At 56.7% G+C, this 25325-nt stretch carries 24 protein-coding genes and 1 pseudogene; all 25 read right to left on the bottom strand.

Annotated features, from left to right (window positions below; all coding sequences use genetic code 11):
- Window positions 1-46 precede the first annotated feature (46 nt).
- The gene (locus GFC01_RS00440) at window positions 47-667 is read right to left on the bottom strand and encodes a DUF3226 domain-containing protein (protein WP_152944680.1); all 621 of its coding nucleotides are present in this window, start codon (window positions 665-667) and stop codon (window positions 47-49) included.
- Entirely contained in the window at window positions 667-1758 is a 1092-nt protein-coding gene (locus tag GFC01_RS00435) for an AAA family ATPase (protein WP_194174726.1), read from the bottom strand. Before GFC01_RS00435 ends, GFC01_RS00440 begins: the two co-directional genes overlap by 1 nt.
- Window positions 1759-1906: 148 nt before the next feature.
- A pseudogene (gene larB / locus GFC01_RS00430) lies at window positions 1907-2356 on the bottom strand (nickel pincer cofactor biosynthesis protein LarB); the annotation flags it as partial.
- Between the two features lie 112 nt (window positions 2357-2468).
- Entirely contained in the window at window positions 2469-4412 is a 1944-nt protein-coding gene (locus tag GFC01_RS00425; protein WP_152944678.1) for a molybdopterin biosynthesis protein, read from the bottom strand.
- Window positions 4413-4418: 6 nt separating this feature from the next.
- Window positions 4419-5651, bottom strand: coding sequence for a molybdopterin molybdotransferase MoeA (locus GFC01_RS00420; protein ID WP_152944677.1), 1233 nt, complete (start codon window positions 5649-5651; stop codon window positions 4419-4421).
- A 34-nt stretch (window positions 5652-5685) separates the two neighbouring features.
- Window positions 5686-6387, bottom strand: a complete 702-nt coding sequence (locus GFC01_RS00415) for an ABC transporter permease (RefSeq protein ID WP_152944676.1) — start codon at window positions 6385-6387, stop codon at window positions 5686-5688.
- A gap of 250 nt (window positions 6388-6637) precedes the next feature.
- Window positions 6638-6919, bottom strand: a complete 282-nt coding sequence (locus GFC01_RS00410; protein WP_243137102.1) for a MoaD/ThiS family protein — start codon at window positions 6917-6919, stop codon at window positions 6638-6640.
- Between the two features lie 64 nt (window positions 6920-6983).
- The gene (locus tag GFC01_RS00405; RefSeq protein ID WP_152944674.1) at window positions 6984-7757 is read right to left on the bottom strand and encodes a HesA/MoeB/ThiF family protein; all 774 of its coding nucleotides are present in this window, start codon (window positions 7755-7757) and stop codon (window positions 6984-6986) included.
- Window positions 7758-7779: 22 nt separating this feature from the next.
- Entirely contained in the window at window positions 7780-8013 is a 234-nt protein-coding gene (locus GFC01_RS00400) for a MoaD/ThiS family protein (RefSeq protein WP_341473675.1), read from the bottom strand.
- A 127-nt stretch (window positions 8014-8140) separates the two neighbouring features.
- Window positions 8141-8284, bottom strand: a complete 144-nt coding sequence (locus GFC01_RS00395) for a hypothetical protein (protein ID WP_341473662.1) — start codon at window positions 8282-8284, stop codon at window positions 8141-8143.
- Between the two features lie 166 nt (window positions 8285-8450).
- Window positions 8451-10289, bottom strand: a complete 1839-nt coding sequence (locus GFC01_RS00390; protein WP_152944672.1) for an aldehyde ferredoxin oxidoreductase family protein — start codon at window positions 10287-10289, stop codon at window positions 8451-8453.
- Window positions 10290-10301: 12 nt separating this feature from the next.
- Window positions 10302-10733: a 4Fe-4S dicluster domain-containing protein gene (locus GFC01_RS00385; RefSeq protein WP_152944746.1), complete on the bottom strand. Its 432-nt coding sequence runs from the start codon at window positions 10731-10733 to the stop codon at window positions 10302-10304.
- 22 nt (window positions 10734-10755) lie between these two features.
- Window positions 10756-11076: a MoaD/ThiS family protein gene (locus GFC01_RS00380; protein WP_194174725.1), complete on the bottom strand. Its 321-nt coding sequence runs from the start codon at window positions 11074-11076 to the stop codon at window positions 10756-10758.
- 25 nt (window positions 11077-11101) lie between these two features.
- A complete protein-coding gene (locus GFC01_RS00375; RefSeq protein WP_152944670.1) occupies window positions 11102-12934 on the bottom strand; it encodes an aldehyde ferredoxin oxidoreductase family protein in 1833 nt (610 codons plus the stop codon).
- A 59-nt stretch (window positions 12935-12993) separates the two neighbouring features.
- Window positions 12994-13725 (bottom strand): N-acyl homoserine lactonase family protein, encoded by a 732-nt coding sequence (locus GFC01_RS00370; RefSeq protein WP_152944669.1) that lies wholly within the window; start codon window positions 13723-13725, stop codon window positions 12994-12996.
- Window positions 13726-13748: 23 nt separating this feature from the next.
- Window positions 13749-15029 carry a TRAP transporter large permease gene (locus GFC01_RS00365; RefSeq protein WP_152944668.1) on the bottom strand — a complete coding sequence of 427 codons (1281 nt, stop codon included), beginning with the start codon at window positions 15027-15029 and terminating at the stop codon, window positions 13749-13751.
- Complete coding sequence (locus GFC01_RS00360) at window positions 15026-15541, bottom strand: TRAP transporter small permease (RefSeq protein ID WP_152944667.1); 516 nt, start codon at window positions 15539-15541, stop codon at window positions 15026-15028. Before GFC01_RS00360 ends, GFC01_RS00365 begins: the two co-directional genes overlap by 4 nt.
- Before the next feature lie 93 nt (window positions 15542-15634).
- Window positions 15635-16669: a TRAP transporter substrate-binding protein gene (locus GFC01_RS00355; RefSeq protein ID WP_194174724.1), complete on the bottom strand. Its 1035-nt coding sequence runs from the start codon at window positions 16667-16669 to the stop codon at window positions 15635-15637.
- Between the two features lie 22 nt (window positions 16670-16691).
- Complete coding sequence (locus tag GFC01_RS00350) at window positions 16692-17840, bottom strand: iron-containing alcohol dehydrogenase (RefSeq protein ID WP_152944665.1); 1149 nt, start codon at window positions 17838-17840, stop codon at window positions 16692-16694.
- Between the two features lie 53 nt (window positions 17841-17893).
- Window positions 17894-19060 carry a mandelate racemase/muconate lactonizing enzyme family protein gene (locus GFC01_RS00345; protein ID WP_152944664.1) on the bottom strand — a complete coding sequence of 389 codons (1167 nt, stop codon included), beginning with the start codon at window positions 19058-19060 and terminating at the stop codon, window positions 17894-17896.
- Window positions 19041-19793, bottom strand: a complete 753-nt coding sequence (locus GFC01_RS00340; RefSeq protein ID WP_152944663.1) for a GntR family transcriptional regulator — start codon at window positions 19791-19793, stop codon at window positions 19041-19043. Before GFC01_RS00340 ends, GFC01_RS00345 begins: the two co-directional genes overlap by 20 nt.
- A 229-nt stretch (window positions 19794-20022) precedes the next feature.
- Window positions 20023-20208: a ubiquitin family protein gene (locus tag GFC01_RS00335; protein WP_152944662.1), complete on the bottom strand. Its 186-nt coding sequence runs from the start codon at window positions 20206-20208 to the stop codon at window positions 20023-20025.
- A 122-nt stretch (window positions 20209-20330) separates the two neighbouring features.
- A complete protein-coding gene (locus tag GFC01_RS00330) occupies window positions 20331-22058 on the bottom strand; it encodes an aldehyde ferredoxin oxidoreductase family protein (protein ID WP_341473661.1) in 1728 nt (575 codons plus the stop codon).
- 261 nt (window positions 22059-22319) lie between these two features.
- A complete protein-coding gene (locus tag GFC01_RS00325) occupies window positions 22320-23483 on the bottom strand; it encodes an iron-containing alcohol dehydrogenase (protein ID WP_152944661.1) in 1164 nt (387 codons plus the stop codon).
- Between the two features lie 188 nt (window positions 23484-23671).
- Complete coding sequence (locus tag GFC01_RS00320; RefSeq protein ID WP_152944660.1) at window positions 23672-25228, bottom strand: sigma-54-dependent transcriptional regulator; 1557 nt, start codon at window positions 25226-25228, stop codon at window positions 23672-23674.
- Window positions 25229-25325: the final 97 nt, after the last annotated feature.

Genomic DNA, 25325 nt, shown 5'->3' with positions numbered 1-25325 from the left:
CGGCAACTTTGGCCCCCGGGCGGCGGCCAAACACATTAAACAGTTGTTAAACAGACATACGTCTAAGAAATTCTCTTAACTGCCCGAAGGTATCACTGGACAAAGAGAAGTATCCTGCCAGGGCCGCTTCACCCAAACGTTTCCCAACCTCGGGACGGGAAGCTAAAAAAACCTGCAGCATTGCTTTCGAAATCTGCCGTGGCAAAGAAAGGCTCATATTCTGCAGACATTCAAAATATTGTTTTACGCAAAGCAAAGCAGGCTCATCTTGAACGGCAGCCAGGCATACATCTTCCAGCATCCCGGGCCTGTTATCTCCAGGCAAAACGACGGCTGTAACAGAAGGATTACTTCCGGCGGAAACCAGGGGGGCAGGGGGAACGGGCAGACCCGCGGACCCTAAAGCACTGCAAATACTTTGAAAAGCCGCCCGGGCGTCTTCATCCGCATCCCTGACAATCCCCAGGGAAATTACTTTCGTAAAACCGGGAGAGTTCACAAGCGCCTTTAAATTCCCGGGCAGCCGGGATTTTCCCCCGATAGGCAAAATCTGAATATCAGGCAGGTTTAATTCGTTTTTGCAGTTATCAATGAGCGCGGCAAAGAAAAGCTCTTCATCCTTACCCTCCACCACCAGCACATGGGATTTCTCTATCCTGACGCTCACTATCGCACCTCCAGGTCCGTCTCCATGGCCGCTTCCAGCGTTTCCTGGTCGTAGGCAATTACCCGGGTACTTTTTCCCAGGGTTTCCAGCCGGTACAGACAAAAATCATAGTGCCCGCTATCCCTAAACGCCCTGTGGGCAGCCCTAATACACTCAAGACTATGGGTGGTGGCAAAAATTTGGGTATTAAACGTCCGTATTGCTTCCCCAATGACCCGCCATACTTTATATAAAACGGAGTGGTGAAGCCCGTTCTCGATTTCATCTACAAGCACCACACCTTTTCCAGTATTGGCAATCGCCAGCACCAGACTGGCCAAACGTACCATTCCTTCCCCCATAATTGGTAGGGGGATGAGACGGCCATGGCCGAGATCACCGTAGATCATTGGTACCCCTCCGGCAACTACCACGCTCAGGCGGCGCAGCCGTGGTTCAACAGTTTTTAAGACTTTTAAGAGTACATCTTGTTTGCCAGCGATCTCCAGCCTTCCAAAACGCTCGGCATCTTCAGCAGGTGAAATCAGGCCGCGTGCAGCCAGGAAGACAGCCGGAACAGGCGGCGGAGGGGGGGGAGGAAAAGGTTGGATCTGAATTCCTTTCGGCCCCACAATTAGATAATGCTTCCCTTTTCGCTTTGGCTCATCGTATTCCAGCTCAAGCACAAGATCAGTCCCGGTGGACAACAATGGTTCACCGGGTCTCTCCTGATTAGAGTGTATAAATAAGCTAACTCCCGAACTATCCCAGGGTTCACGGAGTATCCTTATCCTGAGAGTGCGGTAACCCATAGCTTTGATTTTTCCTGTCAGTTCTATCTCCTTTGACGGGTCAAAGCTGGTAAAAAGGGAATCCCACGGCGTTTCTGCGGTTCTTCCTGATTCGATCTTAAAGAACGGCTCGATACCTCGAAACGTACTGATGCGCAGGACCAGCTCGGGATTATATGCTCCGCTGTGCAGGAATAAAGCCTCCAGAAGGGCTGTTTTGCCGACGTTATTCATCCCTGCGATCAGGTTGACGGGAGCAAAATTTTCTATAACCAGCTCATGGAAACACCGAAAGTTAAAGACTTTAAATGAAAGATACATCATAAGATCCTCCCATAGTCTTGTTTTCCTTTACTGTTGCCGTCCTGCGCCCCCGCATTCCTGGTAGTTCTGTTTGTAACAGATATGTTTCTTTTCAGAAAAGATGCTCAATCGTAAAAAAAAACCTGCTGAATGTACGATATTTTCATCATTCCGGCCCCGCAATCAGGCGGGTGATGGCGCTGGCCAGGGCGGCGGCACCAAAACCGTTATCGATATTGACCACGCCAATACCGGAAGCGCAGCTGTTCAGCATGGTGAGAAGGGCGGCCAGGCCGTGAAAACTGGCCCCGTAACCGACGCTGGTGGGCACGGCGATCACCGGCTGCTCCGCCAGCCCCGCCACCACGCTGGCCAGGGCCCCCTCCATTCCCGCGACTACAATAATCACATGCGCCCACTGAATCAGGTCCAGCTTGTCCAGTAAACGATGGATGCCGGCCACTCCCACATCGTAACACCGGCGCACGTGGCTGCCCATCACTTCGGCGGTTACGGCTGCTTCCTCGGCCACCGGGAGATCGGCGGTCCCCGCCGACATCACCAGCACATTGCCTTTTGGCTGGGGGCGCTCCCCGCGGTACACCACAATAGTGCGCACAGGTCATCTTTGGTCATCATGCCTTCCCCCCTGAAGCATATCCTCGCACAAATAAGGTACCGGCTGGTTTTCTATCTGTTGCATATGATGGTATTTGTGACCCGGCCATTTATTCCTGTTCCCACATAACCTTGCCGCAGTCCCGCAGGTCGTATCCGCCCAGGGCATGCACTTCTTTTTGAAACTCCGGACTGTTCATCACCGTCATCAGCCGCTGGATGTAGGGGGTATCCCAGTGTTCCCGGGGGATGCACAGGTCGTAACGCTCCTCGGCCAGGGGGATGAAGTCGAGCCCCAGGGCCACCGCGGCGGCACGGATGCCCAGCCCCGCGTCCACCCCCCCGGCCACGGCGGCGGCCACGGCCATGTGGGTGTACTCTTCCCGCTCGTAGCCGCTTATCCGGGATGGTTCAATACCCAGCCTTTTCAAATAATAATCCAGGAGCACCCGGGTGCCCGCCCCCCGCTGCCGGTTCACAAAGGTGACATCGGGCCGGGCCAGATCCTCCAGACCCCTGATCCCTTTGGGATTGCCTCTGGCCACAATCAGCCCCTGCTCCCGGTAGACCAGGTTGACCAGCACTACGCCCCTGTCCGGCAGCAGCCGCTGGATGTAGGAAACGTTGTACTCTCCCGTTTCCTCATCTAAAAGATGCGTGCCGGCACAGTGGGCCTCTCCCCTTTTCAGGGCGTTCAAACCGGCCAGGCTGCCCACATGGGCGCTGGACAGGCTGGCCTGGGGGTAAAGGCGGCGCAGGTAATTGGCCAGGACGTCCAGGGCAATGTCGTGGCTGCCGATGATCACGGTGGTTTCCCTGATCTCCTCCAGGGGACGCAGGAGCTCCACCGGCACCGCCCGGCCCGCACCGTAACCCTCGGAAAGCCGGGGCACCCGCACAATCCCGTCGGCCCGGATCAGGGACATAATAATGCCCGCTCCCCGGGATATGGGTGTGGCAATGATCTTGTCCCCCACCTGTCCCAGTTTGACCCGGACAAACTCCTCTACTCCCAGGGAGGAGACCAGCTTGCGGGAAACGGTGGCTTCAATTTTCCGGCGGGCCGGCGGGACGGAACCAAGTTTTCTGTATATGATCGGTTTCACAAACAGATCAGCGCACAGGTAGGCCGATACGGGGTAACCGGGCACCCCGATCACCGGCCGACCGTCCACTTCCCCCAGGATCACCGGTTTCCCCGGCCTGGTGGCCACACCGTGCACCAGCACCCGGCCCAGGCTCCTGATTACTTCCGCCGTATAATCCTCGCTGCCGGCCGATGAACCGGCATTGATCAGGACCATATCGGATTCCTGCAGGGCTTCCAGCAGGGACTGGCGCAGGGACTCAAAATCATCGGCGGTGATTTTTTTGCGGACCGGATCGCCCCCCCACTCGCTCACCAGGCCGGAGAGCATCCGGCTGTTATAGTCGATAATATCCCCGGGCCTCAGCTCCCGGCCCGGCTCCACCAGCTCAGTACCGGTAGGCAAAATGGCCACCCGCGGCCGGGGGTGGACGGAAATTTCCGTTATCCCGCCGGCCAGGAGCCCCCCGATGTCCATGGGGCGCACCCGGTGATTGGCGGGAACGATCATTTCTGTAGCGACGATATCTTCCCCTATGGGCCGCACGTGCTGCCAGGGATAAACCGGCTGGGTGATCTCCAGGACTCCGGAGGACACAAAATGCACGTCCTCCACCATGATCACCGCATCGCACCCTTCGGGAAGGGGATCACCCGTATCGACCATGATGGCCTCGCTGCCCACAGCCAGCCGTTTGGGAGCAGTTTCGGAAGCACCAAAGGTAAGGGCAGCCTTGACCGCATAGCCGTCCATGGCCGCCGCGTGGTAGTGGGGCGAAGACACCCGTGCATAAACGGGGGCCGCCGTCACCCGGCCCCGGGCTTCCTCCACCGCCACCACCTCGGGCGGGCCGGGATTGAGTGCCCCCTTTTGCTCAAGGTAAGCCATGTATTCTTCCAGGGCTTCTTCCCAGGGCCGGTCGTCCAGATAAACGTCCCGTTTGCCCGTAACTTTAGACAACGCCATCACTCCTCAAAAAAGTTTAACCTCCACCCATTCGCCCGTTTCTACCCCTTCTTTGCCCGCCGGAATGCGGGCCAGCCCGTCGGCAAGAACCATAGCAGTAATCAGGCCCGATTTGCCCAGCACGGGCTCCGCGTGCAGCTCCCCGTCCTGCAAACGCAGTTTCACCGGCACGAAATCCTCCCGCCCGGCGGCGGAACGCAAATTGCGGGTTATCCGCGCCCTCAAGGGGAATTCCCGGAAGCTTTCCCGGGGGTAACCGTAAGATCTAATCAAAGGGGCCACCAGCAGCTCAAAGACCACCAGGGCCGAAACGGGATGCCCGGGCAGCCCGAAGACCGGTTTGCCGTTCACCACCGCCCCCACGGAGGGCTTGCCGGGTTTCAGGGAAACTCCGTGAAATAAAACCCCCGGCCGCCCCAGGGAATCAATCACCCGGGCCGCCACGTCCCGGGTGCCCACCGAGCTACCCCCGGAGAGCAGCACCATATCGTTTTCCGAAAGGGCCCGGGCCAGCCGTTCCTGCAGCCGGTGAAAGTCGTCCCGGACAACGCCGAACAGGCGGGGCTCGCCGCCCCGGGCGGCCACCGCGCCGTAAAGGGTATAGGAGTTGATGTCCCGCACCTGGCCCGGGGCCGGCTTTTCTTCCGGGGAGACCACTTCATCGCCGGTGGAGATGATACCCACCCTTAAGGGGCGTCTTACTTCCACCGCCACAACCCCGGCCGCGGCCAGCATCCCCAGGTCCTGCGGCCGCAGACGGTGCCCCGCCGGCAACACCACGCTCCCGGCCCGGACATCCTCACCCCGGCGGACGACGTTTTCCCCGGGCGCCACCGGCCTGGTAACGCCAATGGTCTTTTCATCCAGCTCCTCGGTATGCTCCACCATCACCACCGCGTCGGCGCCCGCGGGCAGCATGCCGCCGGTGGCAATGCGCCAGGCCTGGCCCGGCTTTAACTCCCCTTCCGGCGCCGCCCCCATCAGGACTTCCCCAGCCACCTCCAGGTAGGCGGGCAGGCCCTCGGAGGCGCCAAAAGTATCCTTTGCCCGCACGGCAAAACCGTCCATGGTGGAACGGTCAAAGCCGGGCACATCGTCAACGGCCACCACCTCGTGCAAAAGACAACGGTCGAGGGCGGACAACAATGAAACTTTCTCCCCATCCAGGGGAAAGGATACATGCTTTAAAACTATTTCCCGCGCCTCTTTAATGGTAACTGCCTGAAATAATTCCTGCATCCACTTTTCTCTCCTTATAATACCGACAAATATTTCAGTGGGCATGGCTGCCGCGCTGCTGGGCCACGGTTAAAAAGGCGGTAATGCCGTAGGCCAGCACCAGCAGGATGATGCTCAATGCAGTAGCCAGTTCGTACTTCCCCTGCCCCACCGCCAGCACCGTGGCCGTGGTCAACACCCGGGTACTGCCGGCAATATTACCGCCCACCATCATGGACGCACCCACCTCGGAAATTACCCCGCCAAAGCCGGCCATTACCGCCGCCAGCAGGCCCAGCCGGGCCTCCCGCACCAGGAGCCGGAGCAACTGCCACCGGGAGGCCCCCAGGGCCAGGATCTGGAGGGGAATCTTCGGGTTTAAAGACTGCATGGCGGCCACGGTAAAGCCGGCCACAATGGGTGAAGCAATAACGGCCTGGGCCACCACCATGGCCACCGGTGTATAAAGCATATCCAGAAAGCCCAGAGGGCCGTACCGGGTAAAGGTAAGCCAGACGGCCAGCCCCACCACCACCGGCGGCAGACCCATACCGAAGTTGACCACACTGACCAGAAAGCGCCGCCCGGGAAAACGGGCCAGTGCTAACAGGGTACCCAGTGGAACACCAATTAAAACGCTGATCAAAGTGGCCAGACCGGAGATTTTCAAGGTACGCAAAGTGATGTCCAGAACCTGGGGGTCCCCCGTTTTAATCAGCCGGAGAGCCTCCACCAGTCCCTGCCAGAAGATTTCCATATTATACCTCCCAATTTTTACATCAAGCCCCGAATCATACGACCGGTGAACCATTGGATCGGTCCCCGGTGATCCATACAACTGAGTCAAAAGTCGAAACTTGCCTTAGAAATATTTCTCTACCAGCCGCCCGATTACCTTCTCTGAACAAACAAAAAACACCTGAAATGGTGTTTTTCATAACTAAAGTAAAGAGGATATGGTAAGAATGGTCAAGCTATTAAATACTATTTCTGATGCGGGGATTGACCTATTTCTTTTTACTGTAAAACCCCAGCATCACCCTGTGAATGGATGGTATCCCCGGCGGGACCAGAGCCACCCGGTCGCCGTCCTGCAACGGGTGGTTCAGTGGTACCACCCGCCCGTTGACAAAAACCACCTCCACCTGTTCCGCCGGTATGTCCAGCCGCTGCACCAGGCCGGCGGGCGTGTCGCCGGGAACAATTGCCACCAAATAGGGTAACGGCCATCCCCGTTGTGCAAAAAGCATCATCAGGGGTCCGAAGGCCCGCAGTTCTACTCCGGCCATCCTCCACCTCCCGCAACCACAGCTCTGGCAGGCCATTCCCGGCAGTACCGGGAAAGCTGTTCACCTACGTCCCGTAATTGTGTACCCGGTAACGGCCACAGGCCGGGCAATCGGGGTTCTGCTGAACGGATACTTCATAAAAAGTCATGGAAAGGGCATCAAAGGTGAGCAAACGACCGGTCAGCAGTTCCCCCAGTCCCAGCAGATATTTGATGGCCTCTGTGGCCTGGAGAGTACCGATGATCCCCGGCACGGCTCCCAGGACGCCCAGTTCGGCACAACCGGGAACCCCCTGCTCCGGCTCTACGGGGAAGATACAACGCAGGCACGGACCTGCACCGGGAATTATCGTCATTAGATTTCCGGCAAAGGCCAGCACACCGCCGTAGATAAAGGGTTTCCCCAGGGCAAGGCAGGTTTCGTTGAGCAGGAAGCGGGTGGCAAAATTATCGGTGCAGTCAACAACAAGGTCATACCTCTCGATCAAGGACACGGCACTGGCGGCACTCAAACGCTCAGGAAAAACCTCCACCTGCACGTCCGGGTTTAGAGCCACCAGCTTATCCCTGGCCGATTCCACCTTGGGCCGGCCGATATCGCCGGTGCGGTGCAGGATTTGCCGCTGCAGGTTGGACAAATCCACCACGTCGGCATCCACCAGACCCAAACGCCCCACTCCGGCCGCGGCCAGGTAAAAGGCGGCCGGTGAACCCAGCCCGCCGGCCCCCACCAGCAATACCCCGGACTGCAGCAATTTAACCTGACCTTCCACCCCCACACCCGGGAGCAGGATATTTCTCTGATAGCGCTTCTCCTGCTCTTGAGTTAAGCCTTTCATAACACCCATACCTCCAGCCCTTTTATCCCCCGCCCACTGCCGGAAACAGGGATACCCGGTCTCCGGGATGCAGCACGGCATCCATCCCTGCATGGCGGCCGTTGACCAGTATGGTAAAAACCAGGCTCCCGGGAATGCCCAGGGTATCCACCAGCTGACCGGCCGTACTTCCCCCGGGGCACTCCACCGGTATGCTCTGACCGAAGCGTGCCCCCGGGATGAATTTTTCCAGCCCGCCAAAAACCCGCACTTCCACCTGCAAGCCGGCATACCCCCTGTTCAGAAAAGGCGGCAAGACACCCTTTGCGGGATGTCCCACCTGGGAATGATAGCGTTACTGTTGGAGCAGGGACAGGGAGTTACCATTCTCCGCCTGTCCACGATTAAAAGTTAAAAACCTGGTCCAGTTCTTCTCCCTTTACATCAAAGACGGTGTTATGGGGCGGCAGTTCTTCCAGGCTGAAGAACTCGGGCAGCCGGTCGTCGGCACCGGTGAATCCGGCCCGGCGGTTGAATTCCCTTTCCACCTGCAGTACCTGCCTGCCCAGGTTGAGCGCGTCGCCATTTGTTAAATTCAGGTTATAGTATCAACCCACATTTGTCAAGGTCCGAACTGGAAACTTTCCTTCCGGCAAGTGGATGATTATCCAGTATAGGGTAATTATTCCACCGCTACCACAGTCTTTTTTCAAGCTAGTTTGAAAGCCCCAGCTTTTTTAAAGTGGATTCCGTCGGCACACCGGTTTCCGGATCCCAGCCGCGGATCTGGTAATACTCGTCAAGCATGGTGTCAAGCTCCTCACGACTGACGTACATCCCTGCGCTGGGACCTCCGGGGATCCCTTCCTTCAGGAAGCGTTCGGGCAGGGTGTCGTCCTTGCGGCGGACTCCTTCCCGCACGTTAAACATCCTTTCCAGAGTGTATATCCGCTCGGCCGCCAGGGTCAGCTCCTCAAGGCCGAATTCCATCCCGGTGGCCAGACTGGCCAGCTCAACATATCTTTCATTGAGGAACGCCCCGTGGAAACCCTCGGAGTGGCGGCGGCACACGATCAGGCAGTCGCCGATGGTGGTCATGTCCTGGTTTTTCTTGACCAGGGCGGCCTTGCCCTCGATGGTGGCCCGGTCAAACTTGCCGGACCTTTCGGGCCCCGGCCGGAAATCCTGGTGACTGCCCCCCCTGGAAGAAGTGGCGTACCCCAGCCCCATGCCCTTCAGGCCCCGGGCGGTGTGGCCGGGCAACTCCAGACCCTTCACGTGAATGGCAAAGTACTCGGAGCCCTTGCCTATGCGCCGGCTTATTTCACGCACGCCTTCTGCCAGCAGGTCACCGGCTCCCTCCCTGGCGGCTATTTTGGGCAGCAGGTCAAGCATAGCCCGGTAGTTGCCAAATCTCACATCCATGCCGTCCAGTTCCTGCGCACTCAAAATTCCCTTTTCCACGCACTCCATCACAAAGGCTATGACCGCACCGGTGCTAATGGTGTCCAGCCCCAATTCGTCGCTCAGCCTGTCGGCCAGGATAATCGACTCCACATTGCCGTTGCCGATCAAGGAGCCGTATGAATACAGGGTTTCATACTCGGGTCCGCGGCTTGTAGCTCCCTTGAAGGGGCCCTCGCAGGCCCGCCAGATTATGGCGGAACGGGCGATGCAGCTGGCGCAGGCCTTGTGCCCCACCCTCAGCCCCCGGTTGACCATGTCATTGCCGCTGATCTTTTCGGCGTCGGCGAATACCTCCTGCTGCCAGTTGTAAGATCCCAGTATACCCAGGGCGTTGTTCCCGGCCACCGACACAGTACTGCCAAATGTTGGTATATTCTTGGCAAAGGCTGGCTGGCGCAACATTTCGTCGTAGGTGCGCCGGGCGTACTCCAGTATTTTTTCTGTATAGGGGTGGGGAACCCCCCCGGTTCCCCGCACGGCAATTGCCTTTACCTTTTTGGATCCCAGAACCGCCCCCAGGCCGCCCCGGCCGAAGGCCCTGGTGGAATGGATAATAGTGGCGAATTTAACCAGGTTCTCCCCGGCAGGGCCGATGGCCGCCACCTGCACGCGCGGGTCGCCAAGCTCTTCCTTGATAGCCCTTTCGGTTTCCGAGGTCTTCTTCCCCCACAGGTGGGCCGCCGGGCGTATTTCCACCCGGCCGTCGTCCACGAACAAGTAGATCGGTTCTGCCGCCGCCCCCTGGAGGACCAGCGCCTCGCAGCCCGCCTCCTTCAGTTCCGTACCCCACTGCCCCCCCATATAACTGTCAATGAAAATTCCCGTCAAGGGGGACTTGGTGGCGGCGGCGGTCATAGCGGCGCCCGGAATAACCGTCCCGGTGGCCGGACCTACTGCGAAAACTACGGCGTTTTCCGGCCCCAGGGGATCCACCCCCGCCCGCAAAAGGTCATATAATATCTTAACGGCGAAGCCGTTGCCCCCGATGAATTTCCGGCGCATTTCGGGGCTGACGTCTTCCTGCCTGGTTTTCCCGGTACCCAGGTCAACGAACAGGATCATCTGCTGCGAGTTGTCTCTGGCCATTCCCTGTCCCTCCTATTCAATCCCTACGTTGCTTTCATGGACCAGGCGAAGGGCCCCGGCAACGCAGTACTTCACGCAGAGGGGATCGCCCTCGCAGAGGTCGCACTTGCTTGGAAAATCAAGGTCGGGGTGAAGTATCACGGCCCCGAAGGGGCAGGCTTCAGCGCAGTTGCCACAGCCTATGCAGCTATTCCTGCTGATCCGCACAATCCCGTCCCCGCCCCGGGAAATACTCTCCGTGGGGCAGTTTTCGGCGCAAAGGGGCCGCCTGCACTGCCTGCACAAAACCGGCCTGATATCCTCCTCCAGCTCGCCCCTGAAGAGCACCCTGATGGCCGCCATTTTACGGTTAAAGCCTTTATTATCCAAAATCCGGGTGGAACAAACGGCCTCGCATACGCGGCATCCCGTGCACTTATCGGCGTCAACCAGTATCCTATACATAAAACTTGCACCCCCAAGAAGATTAGCCCCCCAGGGCGGGGGGTAAAAATAGCACCTCGTCCCCTGTCTTTAAGATTAGTGAAAACTTTTCAACGCTGTTGAGAATTTTACCGTTTACGGCCAGGGCCATCAGGCTCCACACCTTCCCCGTGCCGGGATCAATCAACTGGTCCCGTAGATCGCCGCCATAGCGGTCGGCCAAATAGGCAATAAGGTCATTGACACTGGATCCCTGGGGAAGTTGTATTTCCACCCTGCCCTGCCCGGTAAGCAGGCGGTAATTGCCCTGGAACACCACCGATATGGTTACCATACTGTCTTTTCCTTCATTAAGCCCCATCATCCCGAGCCACCCCCCGCGCGGCATTTTACAGACCCAGCTCCTTGAGTTTCTCATCCGTGGGGGCGCCGGTCCGCGGGTCCCAGCCACGGGCTGTGTAGTACTCGTCCAGCATCTGGTCCAGGTCTTCCCTGAGTACGACCCGCCCCGCCGCGGCCCCCCCCGGAATGGGTTCCTCCAAGAAGCGTTCCGGTAGCCGGTCGTCCTTGCGGCTTAACCCTTCGCGGACGTTGAAGAGCCTCTCCAGGGTGTAAACCCTTTCCCCTACCTTTCTTAAATCCTCCAGCGAGTAGCCGGCACCGGTGACCAGGTTGGCCATTCTGACGTGATCCTCGCCCAGGAAGAAGCCGTAAATCCCCTCGGTGTAGCGGCAAATAATCAGTGAATCGCATACAGCGGTCATGTCCTGGTTGTCCTTGTTCATCTTCCCCTTGCCCTGCACCGCCTGGGGGTCGAACTGTCCCGAACGCTCCACGGTGGGCCGGGTGTCCTGGTGAGTGCCGCCCCGGGTGGAAACGGCATACCCCAGGGCCATCCCTTTTAGTCCCCGGGCCGAGTGGCCGGGCAGTTCCATGCCCTTGACATGCATGGCGTACTTTTCGCTGCCGCGCCCGATTATTTCCGCAGCCCGCTTCACACCTTCGGCCAGAGTGTCCCCCAGCCCCCTGCGGTAGGCTATATCCAGCAGGAGATTAATGGCGGCCCGGTGGTTGCCGAAATACAGGTCAATCCCCCCGGTGTCCCCGGGGGACAAAATTTCCCTTTCAAAGGCCTCCATGGCAAAGGCGATGGTCACCCCCGCGGAAATGGTGTCGATTCCCAATTCATCGCACATCCGGTCCGCGTATATGATTGAATCCAGGTCGCTGTTGCCCAGCATCGACCCAAAGGAATACAGGGTCTCGTATTCCGGCCCTTCTGTAATTACCGGTCCCCCGTCAACCCCGCAGGTGCTGGCAACCTTGCCGCAGCCGATGGGACATCCGGGACACGCCTTGCTGCGGATAAAGTATCCTTGATCCCTCAATCTTTCACCACTGATGTCCTCTGCGCCGACAAAAACCTCTTCCTGCCAGTTTCTGGCGGGGAGCATGCCAAGCCTGTTAAAGGCATTTACTCCCGCCCCCGTCCCTACCTCGGGCAATAACTTCCCGGTCCCGGGATGCTCCCGCAGCCGTCGTAAGCTGTCGCGGAAAAACCGCCACATGCCCTCCTGATCGGGCACAAAAACTGGTTTTTGCCCCCGTACGGCTATGGCCTTTAATTTTTTGGCCCCCATCACTGCCCCCATGCCGCCCCTGCCGGCGGCCCGGGTGCCGGCGATAATGGAGGCGTACCGGACCAGGTTTTCTCCCGCCGGGCCGATGGCGGCCACCGACAAACCGGGTATTTTACACTCGCCGGCAATGCGCCTCTGGGCACCGAAGACCATGCGCCCCCACAGGTGACCGGCGTCCCTGAACTCCACGCGGTCCCCGTCTATCAGCAGGTAAACCGGTGTCGGCGAGACCCCGGTCACAACCAGAGCGTCATAGCCGGCGCATTTTAACTCCTCCCCCCAGCTTCCGCCCGCGTAGCTGTCCACAAAAAGGCCCGTCAGAGGCGACTTTGACCCCACCACAAATCGTGAACTGCAGGGAATCAGAGTCCCCGCCGCCGGGCCCACGGCGAAGACCAGCGCGTTTTCCGGGTCCAGAGGATCCGCACCCGGTCTTATCAAGTCATAGGCCAGCTTCACGGCAAAACCGTTCCCGCCCAGGAACTTCCTTTTCAGATCCTCCGGCGTGTTCTCCCGCCTCACCGTGCGGGAGGGCAGATCAACGAAGAGAATGCTGCCGGCATAAGCGTCCTTGCCTGACAACGGAAAATATCCCTCCCCCCGGCCAAAAATTCAACGGCCGCTTTGATATCAACCTCAGATCATTCGGGATAGCACTTTTTGTCAAATATCCTGGGATCGTGGCCGGGCAGCACGAAATCGGCCAGGCGTCGAATCTTTTCGAATGAGCGGTAGACCTGGCGCAGGTCCACGTATATCTGGCCAGGCACCGGCGGGTCGGCCTCCCAGTTTTCCCACAACCCAACGGCGTCACTGGCTATAAAGCAGGTGCCGGAAACTGTTTCCACGGCCACGCCCTGCATGCCCGGGGTGTGTCCCGGGATATGAACGGCCCAGACTCCGGGGATGATCTCCACATCACCCTCAATTTCCTTTATATTATCCGGGGCTTTCAAATAAAGCGGCGCACCCAGATCGGTTTCGTAGTAGCGCCTATCCCTGGGCAACGGGTCGGCGGCATATGCCAGTTCCTTCCTCTGGACGTAAATCACGGCGTTCTCGAAGAGGTGGTTGTTGAAGCAGTGATCCCAGTGCAAATGGGTGTTAATAATAATTCTGATCTCCCCCGGACTGATTCCCAATAACTCCAGGGCCCTGTCAATCCTCTGTTCCTCGGTACGCACCATGGGATTGTGATATTTCCTGCTCCAATCCGGATCCCCGGCCCCGGTATCCACCAGGACTCTTTCTTTTCCACCCTCGATAAGCCAGGCCACCACCGGGATGTCAATCTTTATCCCGGCGTCCCTGACCGAAGTAAGCCCCGACTTGTCCACGGTCATCGACCCCAGATGCAGCGGTATAACCTTCAAGACAATACCTCCTTTTCGTTAAACTACATCCCCAAAGCACGCGGCAAAAACAGGGTAATCTCGGGAATATAAGTGACCAGTAATAGTATGGCAATTTCCACCAGAACAAAGGGCCAGATGGCCCGGCTTATCTTCTCCAGGGAAATTCCGGCCACGGGCGCCGCCACAAACAGGTTGATACCCACCGGAGGGGTTGCCAGCCCAACGCAGAGGTTGATTACCATAAGCACGGCAAAGTGGAGCGGGTCAACGCCCGCCTTGATAGCAATGGGTGCCAGGATGGGAGCCAGCAGCAATATAATGGCGTTGGTTTCCATCAGCATGCCCATGATCAGCAATAATACGTTGATTAAGAACAGAATTACGTATTTGTTTTGCGTTATGCCCAGCATTAACCCGGCCACCTGCTGGGGCACCTGGTTTAAGGACAACAGCCAGCCAAAAGGGCTGGCCGCCGCCACAATGAGCATAATCACGGCCGCCATCACGCCGCTGCTCAACAGCGACTCTATCAAATCCTTCGGCCGCAGTGAACGATAAACGAAAATACCGATCAGCAGCGCATATACCACAGCAACAGCACCGCCTTCGGTGGGGGTGAAAATGCCCCCCCTGATTCCGAAAAGAATAATGAACGGCATTAACAGCGCCAGGGAAGCATCCTTCAGCCCGGAGAAAAATTGAGCCCAGGAAAACGGCTCCTCACTTCTGGGATATTTATTTTTTTTGCTTATAAAGTAGGCGGTAACCATCAGTGCCAGGCCGATGACGAGACCGGGAACAATTCCGGCCATAAACATGGCGCCGATGGAAACATTCATCATAGCTCCATATACAATCATTACAATGCTGGGCGGGATAATGGGCCCCAATACCCCGGTGGCCGCGGCCAGGGCGGCGCTGTAACTGACGTCGTACCCTTCCCGTTTCATACCGGGAACCAGAACCTTGGCCAGGGCCGCCGTATCGGCCGCCCCGGATCCGCTGAGCCCGGCAAAAATGGTTCCCGAGAGAATCATTACCTGGGACAGGCCGCCGGTAACGCGACCCACAATAATTTTTATAAAGTTGATCAGTCTGGTGGTAATTCCGGTCCTATCCATCAGATCACCGGCCAGGAGGAATAGGGGGATGGCCATCAGAGGAAAGGAAGCCGACGCCTGGTACATCTGTTGCGCAAGCACATCGATGCTCACCTTATTGGTCGCCAGCAGAAAGAGCACCGTCCCCAGAGACAGACTAAATGCTATGGGCACGCCGCCGATTAAGGCAATCATAAAGGGAATTACCAGCCAGGCAATCATGCTGTTTCCTCCTTTGTTAAAATCGCCCTCAGATCCCTCATTAACAGGAAAAGAGCCTGCACAAACATCATCAATCCGCCCATCACCAGGCTAAACCGTGGCCAGAACATGGAAATTCCCAGGGCTGAAGAAGAAACGTTTAGGTTCATCTTGGCTACATTAAAGCTGTAATTTATCAGAAGGATAACGAAAAACAATATGACTATTTTGGTAAATATGCTTACAAGGCGGGATAAAAACCTGGGCAGCAGGTTGACAAATAGCTCAACGCCTATGTGGGCAGTATTCCGCAGGGCGATGCTGGATCCGATGAAGGTGATCCAAGCCATTAAGAAAACATTGAGTTCTTCCGGCCAGATAAGGGCCGCATTCAAAATATAGCGAAAAAATATCTGGGCCGCCGTGGTCAGGGTCATGGTGGCCAGAAAGGCAATGACCATGAATTTAGCCAGGGCGTTTACCGCCAGGCTGATTTTTTCCATGGCTGAATAGCAACGGTTAAACCAAACCAAAGCATCCCCCTCCCCATTAATGCTGTGGAGGAGGACCCCGAAAGGGTCCCCTCCAGCAAAGCCGACAATAAACCTGGGATACACAATGCCTGGCTATTTCTGAGCGGCAATCACCCGGTCGATAAAATCCTTGGGAACCTTGTCGTAAAACTGGGGCCAGATGGCTACACCCGCGTCCTTCCACTGTTTCGCTTCCTCGGAGGTGGGCTTGTACAGCTTGAGACCCGCCTCCTGCAGCTTCTTCAGGGCCTCCTGGCCCTTCTCGGCGTCTACCTTGGCGCAAAATTCCTGCGTTTCCTTGCCGGCATCCATGATTATCTTCTGCTCATCGGGGGTCAGGCTGTCCCAGGCCTTTTTGCTCATCAGGGCTACGTGCACGTTGGACATGGCGTCAACCACGGTCATGTACTTAAGGGCCTCATAGTGCTTGGCCTGGTAAATCCACACCGGGTGCAGGTGTTCGCCTTCAACCACTTTCTGCTCGAGGGCGGTGTAAACCTCGGGCCAGGGTATGGGAGTGGGGTTTGCCCCCCAGGCCTTCAGCAGCGCCACCTCAATGGGGGAGGCGGTGGCCCGGAGCTTCAGCCCCTTCAGGTCGGCCGGGGTTTTAACTTCCTTTTTATTGTTGGTGATTACCCTGAAGCCGCCGCCGGTATCCAGATAAAACAGCACCTTGGCGTTGATGTCTTTCTCCACTTTTTGTTTCAGCTCTTCGCCTATCGGTCCCCACCATACTTTATGGGAGCTCTCAATGCTGTCGAATATATATGGGAGGTCGGCAAACAAAAAGGCGTTGGTGAAGGGGGCCATATTGTTGCTGGCTGACGATCCGATGTCGATGGTACCCATCTTTACCCCTTCCACCGCCGTCTGGTCGCCGGCCAGGCTGCCGCCACCGTGGACTTCAATGATCAGCTTGCCGTTGGACTTGGCTTTGACCAATTCGGCAAATTTATCGTAGGCCATGGCCAGTGAGTTGTCCGGTGTGGCGGAGTGGGCAAGCACCAGTTTTTTAACAGCGCCATTCTGGTCGGCCTGCTTGGCGGTATCCTTGCCGCCGCAGCCCACCGCCGAAAAGACAACCAATGCCAGAACCAATCCGAGGCCGGTTAATTTTTTCCAATTCATGGTTTGCCCTCCCTTTGATTTTTTAAATGGCCTCATTAAACAACGCAACCAAGTCCTCATAAGTCGTACGCCTGGGGTTGGGTCCCGTGTTGGCGAGGGATAATTGAGCCAGGGTGGGGATAGCGTCACTGGTTACGCCAACGGCGGACAGGTTTTTCGGAATGCCGAGATCGGCCACCAGTTTTTCCACCGCATCCACCGCCCTGGCGGCGGCCACCAGCACCGGTTGCCCCTCAACCTTTTCACCCAGGGCCCCGGCCACTTTGGCCATTTTTTCCGGGCTGCTGATCAGGTTAAAGCGCATCACCGGCGCGAACATAATGGCACAGGCCACACCGTGGGGAACGTCAAACTGCCCGCCTACCGGCCTGGCCATACCATGCACGTTGCCGGTGCCGGTGTTGGTAATCACCATGCCGGCCAGGGCGCTGGCCAGGAGCATATTGGCGGCCGCTTCCTCGTTTTCCGGATTGGCCACGAACTTCCGTATGTTGCTTCCGATCATGCGGATGGCTTCCAAGGCCAGTACATCGCTCATCGGCGATGCCTTTTTGGACAGGTAACCTTCCACCGCGTGGATCAAAGCGTCCATACCGGTGGCCGCCGCGATGGAAGCTGGAAGCGAGGCCAACAGGGTATGATCCAGAATGGCCACCCTGGGGAAATTCAGGGGGCTGCGGCAGGACATCTTGTCCTTCTTGGTGAGGTCGGTGAAGGCTATGTTCCCGGTGACCTCGCTACCGGTACCGGCAGTGGTGGGAACGGCGATGACCGGAGCCGGTCGGTTCTGCACCTTGTTTTGCCCCGCGTATTGAGCCATGGATCCACCGTTGGTGGCCAGGACGGCAATCCCCTTGGCCGTGTCCATAGAGCTTCCTCCGCCGAAACCCACAATCACGTCAGCCCCGACCCGGCGGTAAAACTCATGGCCGCGGTCGATGGTTTCCACCCGCGGGTTCGCTTCCACCCGGTCATAAACCTCGAAGGCGAGGCCTTCTTTTTTCAGAGCCGCAGTCACCCTTTCCAGCAGGCCTGCCTTCACTATGCCCTGGTCGGTCACCACCAGCACCTTCTTGCCGCCCAGGGCCAGGGCTTCCTTCCCCAGCCCGTCCACCAGATTGGCTCCGCATTTCACCCGGGTGGTTACCTGGAACTCGAATGCTTTAAACACTGTATGTACCCTCCCTTGCTTCCCTTTTTCCTGATGTCAAATCCCCGCGGCACTTATTCCACCGCGTACCTTTTGACCACATCTTCGTTGATTTCGATGCCCAGACCCGGCTTGTCTTCGATTTCAATGTAGCCGTCCTTGAAGGACTTGATGGGCAGCCGAACCAGGTCCCAGCGCAGGGGGTTTTTCTGATCCTTGTTCCAGTCGCTTTGCATGTATTCGTAAATGAGGAAATTGGGCAGCGCAGCAGCAAGGTGCAGGGTGGCGGCCATGCAAACTGCCGACGAACTCCCGGTGTGGGGAGCGTACGGGATGTGGAAGGTGCCGCTCAACGCGGCTATCTTGCGGCACTCGGTAAACCCGCCGGTGCGGCAGACGTTGGGCTGAATGATGTCAATGGCCTGGCGGGTGAAAAACTGGCGGTAGCCAAACCTGGTGAAGTCAGCCTCACCCAGGGCGATGCGCATATCCAGAGCTTTGCATATCTGCTCGTAACCCTCGATGTTGTCCGGCGAAATGGGCTCTTCAAACCAGAAGATGTCCAGCTCTTCCAGAGCCCGGCCTACCTGGATGGCCGTCTTGACGTCATAGGCGCAGTTGGCGTCGACCATCAGAGTGATCTTGTCGCCTACGGCCCTGCGGACCTCCCGCACCACCTCGATATCCTTTTTGTAATTCCGGGGATCCTGCCCGATTTTTATCTTCATGGCGTTAAATCCCATGTCGATAAACCTCTGGGCGTCGGCAAGGATGGTTTCCATGTCCCTGAAGCGCAGGGATGAGGCGTAGGACCACATTTTCTTGTTGGTGTGACCCCCGAAAAGCTTGTAAACCGGCATGTTAAGCGCCTTGCCCATAATGTCCCACAGGGCTACGTCAATCCCGCTGATAGCCTCGATATAAAAGCCCTTGTAATGGCCCCGGTTCATCATGGCACCGTAAAGCTTGTCCCAGATCAGTTCAATGTCGAAGGGATCCGCCCCGATCAGAATGGGCTTCACATACTCTACAATTTTCTTGGTGGCCACGGGAGCAAGCCTGACCATGCACTCCCCAACGCCGGTTATGCCTTCGTCGGTGTATACCCTGACCAGTGTGGTCCTGTACTCACTGAAGACGACTTTGGCCAAATCGTCTGCATACGGGAGGCTGATGGGTGCTTTAATGGCTTTTTCCATGGGTACAACCAGCGAAACGGCTTCAACATTGGTTATTTTCAAGTTTCAGACCCCCATCTTCATCTGCTATTTTTTGGTAATACCTGAAAATTGGATCCGATTCGTTTAGTTCCCTGGCATGAAGCCTCATCAGTAAACGCCTTCCGGCCATGGTCACATGATGCCGGACCAGTTGCTCGGCCCTGGGGCTATCACCATCCACCAGGCATTTGATAATCTCGTCATGTTCCTGGAGAGATACATGAACACTGGCCTGGTTGCGCATAGAAGACAGGCGGCAGATAAAAGCCCTGTTCCTTATGGGCTCCAGCAAGGATACCAGGCTATCGCACCCACTGGCCGCAATCAGAAGATCATGAAACTCGGTGTTTTTTCTCGCCACCATGCCGGCGTCCTGATTTTGAGCGTATTGCTTGGCCTCCTCGCTTATTTGGGCCATTTTTTCGGTAAAGGACGACCGGTCCGGGCGAAGCGCCGCAAGCCCTGCGGCCAGTCCCTCCAGGCACGACCTGATCGCGTAAACTTCCGCAATATCCCTGGCATTAGGGGAAAACACGGTTACGCTGCGGTTAGGGGCACCCACCAGGAGGCCTTCTTTGACCAACTGCCTGACCGCCTCCCTTACCGGAGTGCGGCTAATGCCCAGCAATTCAGCCAATCCCTGGTCGGTAAGCTTTTCACCGGCTTGCAGCCTGCCGCTCATGATATCTTCCTTCAGGGCCACGTAAGCCTGTTCATATAAGGGAGACTTGTTCAACCTTTTTTGAACTACCATTCTTAACCCTCCCTTCCTTAAAATCAGTCCCCCAAAATCCCAGGCCAAATGTGGGAGCGAATCAGAAGACCTTATAGCATGCTACATGTTGCATATTGTCTGACTACTTAAATCTATTCTATGAATAAAGAAAATATCCTGCTAAATAATAACCCTCACAAAAAAAAATTTTTGCCCGAATGTCTTTCGGGCAAATCTGATTCGTGTTTGCCATAAGAATTGGCCATCCTCATAGCAGTAAGGACGATGTCCGCCATGAATGGGGGGAGTAAGTCATGCTCCCGGGAATGCCCAGGGTATCCACCAGCTGACCGGCCGTACTTCCCCCGGGGCACTCCACCGGTATGCTCTGACCGAAGCGGGCCCCCGGGATGAATTTTTCCAGCCCGCCAAAAACCCGCACTTCCACCTGCAAGCCGGCATACCCCCTGTTCAGAAAAGGCGGCAAGACACCCCTTTGCGGGGTGTCCCACCTGGGAATGATAGCGTTACTGTTGGAGCAGGGACAGGGAGTTACCATTCTCCGCCTGTCCACGATTAAAAGTTAAAAACCTGGTCCAGTTCTTCTCCCTCTACATCAAAGACGGTGTTATGGGGCGGCAGTTCTTCCAGGCTGAAGAACTCGGGCAGCCGGTCGTCGGCACCGGTGAATCCGGCCCGGCGGTTGAATTCCCTTTCCACCTGCAGTACCTGCCTGCCCAGGTTCAAGGCATCATCTGTAGTTAAGTTCAAGCCATACTGGGCATTGAGCATTTCCACAATGGTGGGCAATCCTTCCGGGTTGTCTAAAACGGCAAAGGCCACAAAGAGACACAGGCCGGTGCTGTCCACGGCTGCGGTGGCAATCTGCAGGTTCCGGGAAAGCTCCACCTGGCCTTCCGGTTTCAGCGGATCCACATATCCGCCCACCTTGAGAATATTGGCGGTAACGGCATACCCGGCGGTATGGTCGGCACCCATGGGTGTGGTGGCGTAGGTAACGCCGTTGCCCTTGCAGGCCCGGGGATCGTAGGCGGGAATGCCCTGCCCCTTCACCGCCGGTACCCGGGTGACACCGTAGACCCGGCCGGCGCTGGCGGAACCGCTGCCGATAACCCTGCCGAGGGGCGTACCCAGGGCCACCTCTTCCAGGGCTTTGATGGCAGCCTCGCCGTCGCCAAAGGGTATGACCCCGGCCTCCATGAGGACACCCAGGGTGCATCCTGCTTCTATGGTGTCCAGGCCGACGTCGTTGCAGATGTAGTTCAGTCTGGCAATTACATCCAGGTCGCCGATTTCCAGGTTGGGGCCGAAACACCAGGCCGTTTCATACTCGATGGGCGCACAGACCCGGCCGTCCGGCATGGGATAGACATTGGAGCAGCGCATCACACAACCGGGATGGCAGGCGTGGGTGGCCTTTCCCCCCCGGGCCACGGCCACTTCGGCCAGTTTTTCCCCGCTGACCTCGCTGGCCTTATCGAACCGGCCGGAACGGAAGTTTCTGGTGGGCAGGGTACCCGCTTCGTTGATCACGTTCATCAGTACATTGGTGCCGTAGTTGGGCAGTCCCTGTCCGGTTACGGGGTGGTTTTTTAAGATGTCGGCAAATTTTTTAGCCGCCGCCTTGAAGCGCTGGGGATCTTTGACCGGCGCATCAAAGGTGGTGGGACTGTCCACCACTATGGCCTTAATCTTCCTGGAGCCCATTACCGCCCCCAGTCCGCCCCGGCCGGCATAACGGCTGCTGTTGCCGTCACTGTCATTGTTGGTCACCCCTGCGGCCGGCATGAGCATTTCGCCGGCCGGACCAATGGTAATCACGGCAACCTTATTACCGTACCTCTCCCGGCAGATGGCCGTGACCTCGTAGGTACCCTTGCCGGCCAGATCGTTGGCGGGCAGCAACTCCGTACCATTAGGAGTTACCTTGAGCAGGTACCAATCGCCACCTGCGGGTTTACCCTCAAGAATGATGGCCTTGATGCCCAGGTTGGCCAGCTTTTGCGAGGCAATACCGCCGGCATTGGCTTCCTTAATACCGCCGGTAAGAGGGCTCTTTCCTCCTATCGACAGCCGCCCTGACGACGGTGCATTGGTGCCGGAAAGCAGCCCCGGCGCAATGACCAGCTTATTAAAGGGGCCGAGGGGATCACAGGTGGGCGGCACCTCATCAAAAACAAGCTGGGATGTCAGCGCCCTGCCCCCAAGCGCCAGGTATTTTTCCGGCACTTCTTCCAATTTAACTTCCCTGGTGGTCATGTTCACCCGCAGGAACCTGGACACTGCTTTTAACCTCCTTCAGTCTCTTTACTTTACACCTTCCGGGTCCTGCTTATTACTCGCACGTTTCATGCCACTGTTGCGAACAATAGTAATTGTGGCCTTTTACCGGGTCACATAACAGGCCTGCTCCTTTTTGGTACACATCTAACGTTCCATTCTGGAGCACCTGATTCAAAAAGAAACGTTTCCTGCCTTAATCAAATGATAGGAGAGGTTGCCTCTCCTATCATGGCCAGCACGGCATTAAGTTGCACCCTTATACTACATGGCCTGACGGTAAATGTCAATGACATCCTCCAGGGTGGCCAGCCGCGGGTTGGTGAAACTGCAGGCGTCCTTCTTGGCATTTTCCGCCATAATGGCCAGGTCTTCTTCTTTCACACCCAGGCCACGCAGGCCGGAAGGAATGGCCACATCCTGCGACAGTTTCTGAATGGCCTGGATAGCTTTTTCCGCAGCCTCCCGCACGGAAAGCCCCTCAATATTTTCGCCCAGAGCCACAGCAATGTCCGCAAACCTCTGCGGGCAGGCAATCAGATTGAAACGGCAGACATGGGGGAGCAGAATGGCATTGCAAACTCCGTGGGGAAGATTGTAAAAACCGCCCAGCTGGTGGGCCATGGCGTGCACATATCCCAGGCTGGCATTATTAAAGGCCATACCGGCCAGGAACTCGGCATAGGCCATTTTGTCCCTGGCTTCCATGTTCTGACCATTGGCCACCGCCTGGCGCAGGTTCCCCGCAATTAACTTCATGGCCATCAAAGCCGCCGAATCGGTAACAGGGGTGGCTATGGTAGAAACATACGCCTCCACGGCGTGGGTTAAAGCATCCATCCCGGTGGCAGCCGTCAGTGCCGGCGGCATGCCCACCATGAGAAGAGGATCATTGATGGCCACATTGGGAGTAACCCGCCAGTCCACGATGGCCATTTTCACCTTGCGGTCGGTATCGGTAATGATGCAGAAACGGGTCATTTCACTGGCCGTTCCGGCGGTGGTGTTCACGGCAATAAAGGGAGGCATGGGTTTGCTGGACTTGTCCACCCCTTCGTAATCCCGAATGTTGCCGCCGTTGGTGGCCACAATGCCGATACCCTTGGCACAGTCGTGGGAGCTGCCGCCGCCGAGGGAGATAATCATGTCGCAACCGCTCTCCTGGAACACTTTTAAGCCATCATGGACATTTTTATCGGTAGGGTTTGGTTCAGCCCCGGCGAAAACAAAAACTTTGGCGCCCACTCCTTCCACTTGCTCTTTAATTTGATCCGCCATGCCGCTCTTGCCCAGATAAGCATCGGTGACAATGAGCACTCTTTTGCCGCCAAGAATCTTCACCTGTTCCCCCACATGCTTTGAAGCGCCTATGCCCATCAGGCTTACCGTGGGGATGTAGTAACCAAAAACCTGCTCACCCAATGCCATACAAGCATACCTCCCATAAAATTTTTCTTCTCCATAAGAGCAAAATATAGACCAGTGCAAAAAGTCATTTATTTCTGCCAATAAGCAAAAAGCAAAATTTTCTGGTGTCCCACGATGGTACAAACAGCTGATTATTTTGGAACAAATGGTTCATTATATGGCAGGACTCGAAAAATTTGACCGCCTTTTCATGATAAAAGGCGGTCAAATCCGTAGTTTATTCCTTTTTCTTTCAACTTGCGGTAAAGGGTGTTGCGACCGATCCCCAGCGTCCGGGCGGCCAGGGCTATATTACCCCGGGAGTAAATTAGAGCATGGTTTATGGCTTCCCTTTCCAATTCCTCCAGAGGTACAGGGGGAGGACAGGAAAGGCCGCGGCCTGACAGTACCTCCAGCACCTTCTTCTCCAGCAGTTTCAAAAGGTGGAAAACACGAGGCAGTTCCTCGTCGGCCAGGCCGGGCAGAATATCCTTTGATTGAACCAGGTTATAAAGATAGGCCGAAACTGAAGAATCGCCAAATTTCAGATCAGCTATCCCCGGTTTATAATTAAATGGACCGGTGATTCGATTCGAGAGGTGCCCCGGCATAATCACCGAACCGTCACACAGGGCAGCCGCCTGGTGGATGGCATTGACCAGCTCCCGCACATTGCCGGGCCACGGATAGTCCACCATATTTTTCATTGCTTCGGGTGAAATGCGAATATTCCGGCGGTTCCCCTGGTCGCCAAGCTGGTCCAAGAAATGATTGACCAGAAACGGGATATCTTCCCTGCGGTTCCGCAAAGGGGGAACCACCAGCCTGACCACATCCAGGCGGTAAAACAGGTCCTCCCGGAAAAGCTTATCCCTCACCGCCTGTTCCAGATCCACATTGGTGGCCGCAATCACCCGCACATTGGTTTTGATGGGCTTTTCGCCCCCCACCCGCATAAACTCCCCGGTCTCCAGGACCCGCAATAGCTTTACTTGAATGGACAGGCTGGCTTCTCCTATTTCATCCAGAAACAGCGTACCCTGGTTGGCCAGTTCAAAAATGCCCCTGCGCTGACCTGTCGCACCGGTAAAGGCTCCCTTTTCGTGACCAAACAGCTCGCTTTCCAGGAGATTCTCCGGCAGTGCCCCGCAGTTAACGGGAATAAAGGGCTGTTCCTTCCGGTTGCTGGCCGCGTGAATGAAACGGGCCAGCACCTCCTTGCCCGTACCTGTCTCCCCATGAATAAGAACATTCACGTCCTTGGGGGCAATTTTATAGGCCACGGAAAGTAGATTGCGCATTACCTGACTTTTGCCCATCACCAAACCGAGACGGGAAGCGATCTCACTCCATTCGGCGGAGGAAATACTGCTTTTTCTTTCCGCCGCACCACTGGCAAAATCAAAAGCCCTGTCAATGAGGTTTTCCACCTGGGAAATATCCTCAAAGGGTTTTTCAATATAATCATAGGCTCCCAGTTGAATGGCCCTCACGGCCGTTCTGGTGGTACTGTAACCGGTCATGATGATCACTTCGCAGTCCGGCTGCACCCTTTTTATATCCTGCAGCAGAGAAAGACCGTCATAATCCGGGAGTTTCAAATCCACCACCGAAACGTGAAATTTATCATGATGGACGGCCTTCTGTGCATCCCGGACACTGTTGGCCACAGTAACCCTGTATCCTTTTCTTTCCAGCAGGCAGCGGAAAAAGGTGCCCACTTCCACTTCATCATCCACAACCAGAACGTGTGCCTGTCCAATCAAAAGCAACCCCTCCCAGCGCCATTCGTGCTGCCGGTCCGTTTGTCCCGGCTACGCTGCATTTTGTATCCGGCACCGGCAAAATGTCGTTCCTTCAGAG

It is taken from the genome of Desulfofundulus thermobenzoicus, from assembly GCF_009428905.1.
In the GTDB taxonomy this organism is placed as follows: domain Bacteria; phylum Bacillota; class Desulfotomaculia; order Desulfotomaculales; family Desulfovirgulaceae; genus Desulfofundulus_A; species Desulfofundulus_A thermobenzoicus.
This window is presented reverse-complemented; position numbering and strand designations above follow the sequence as displayed.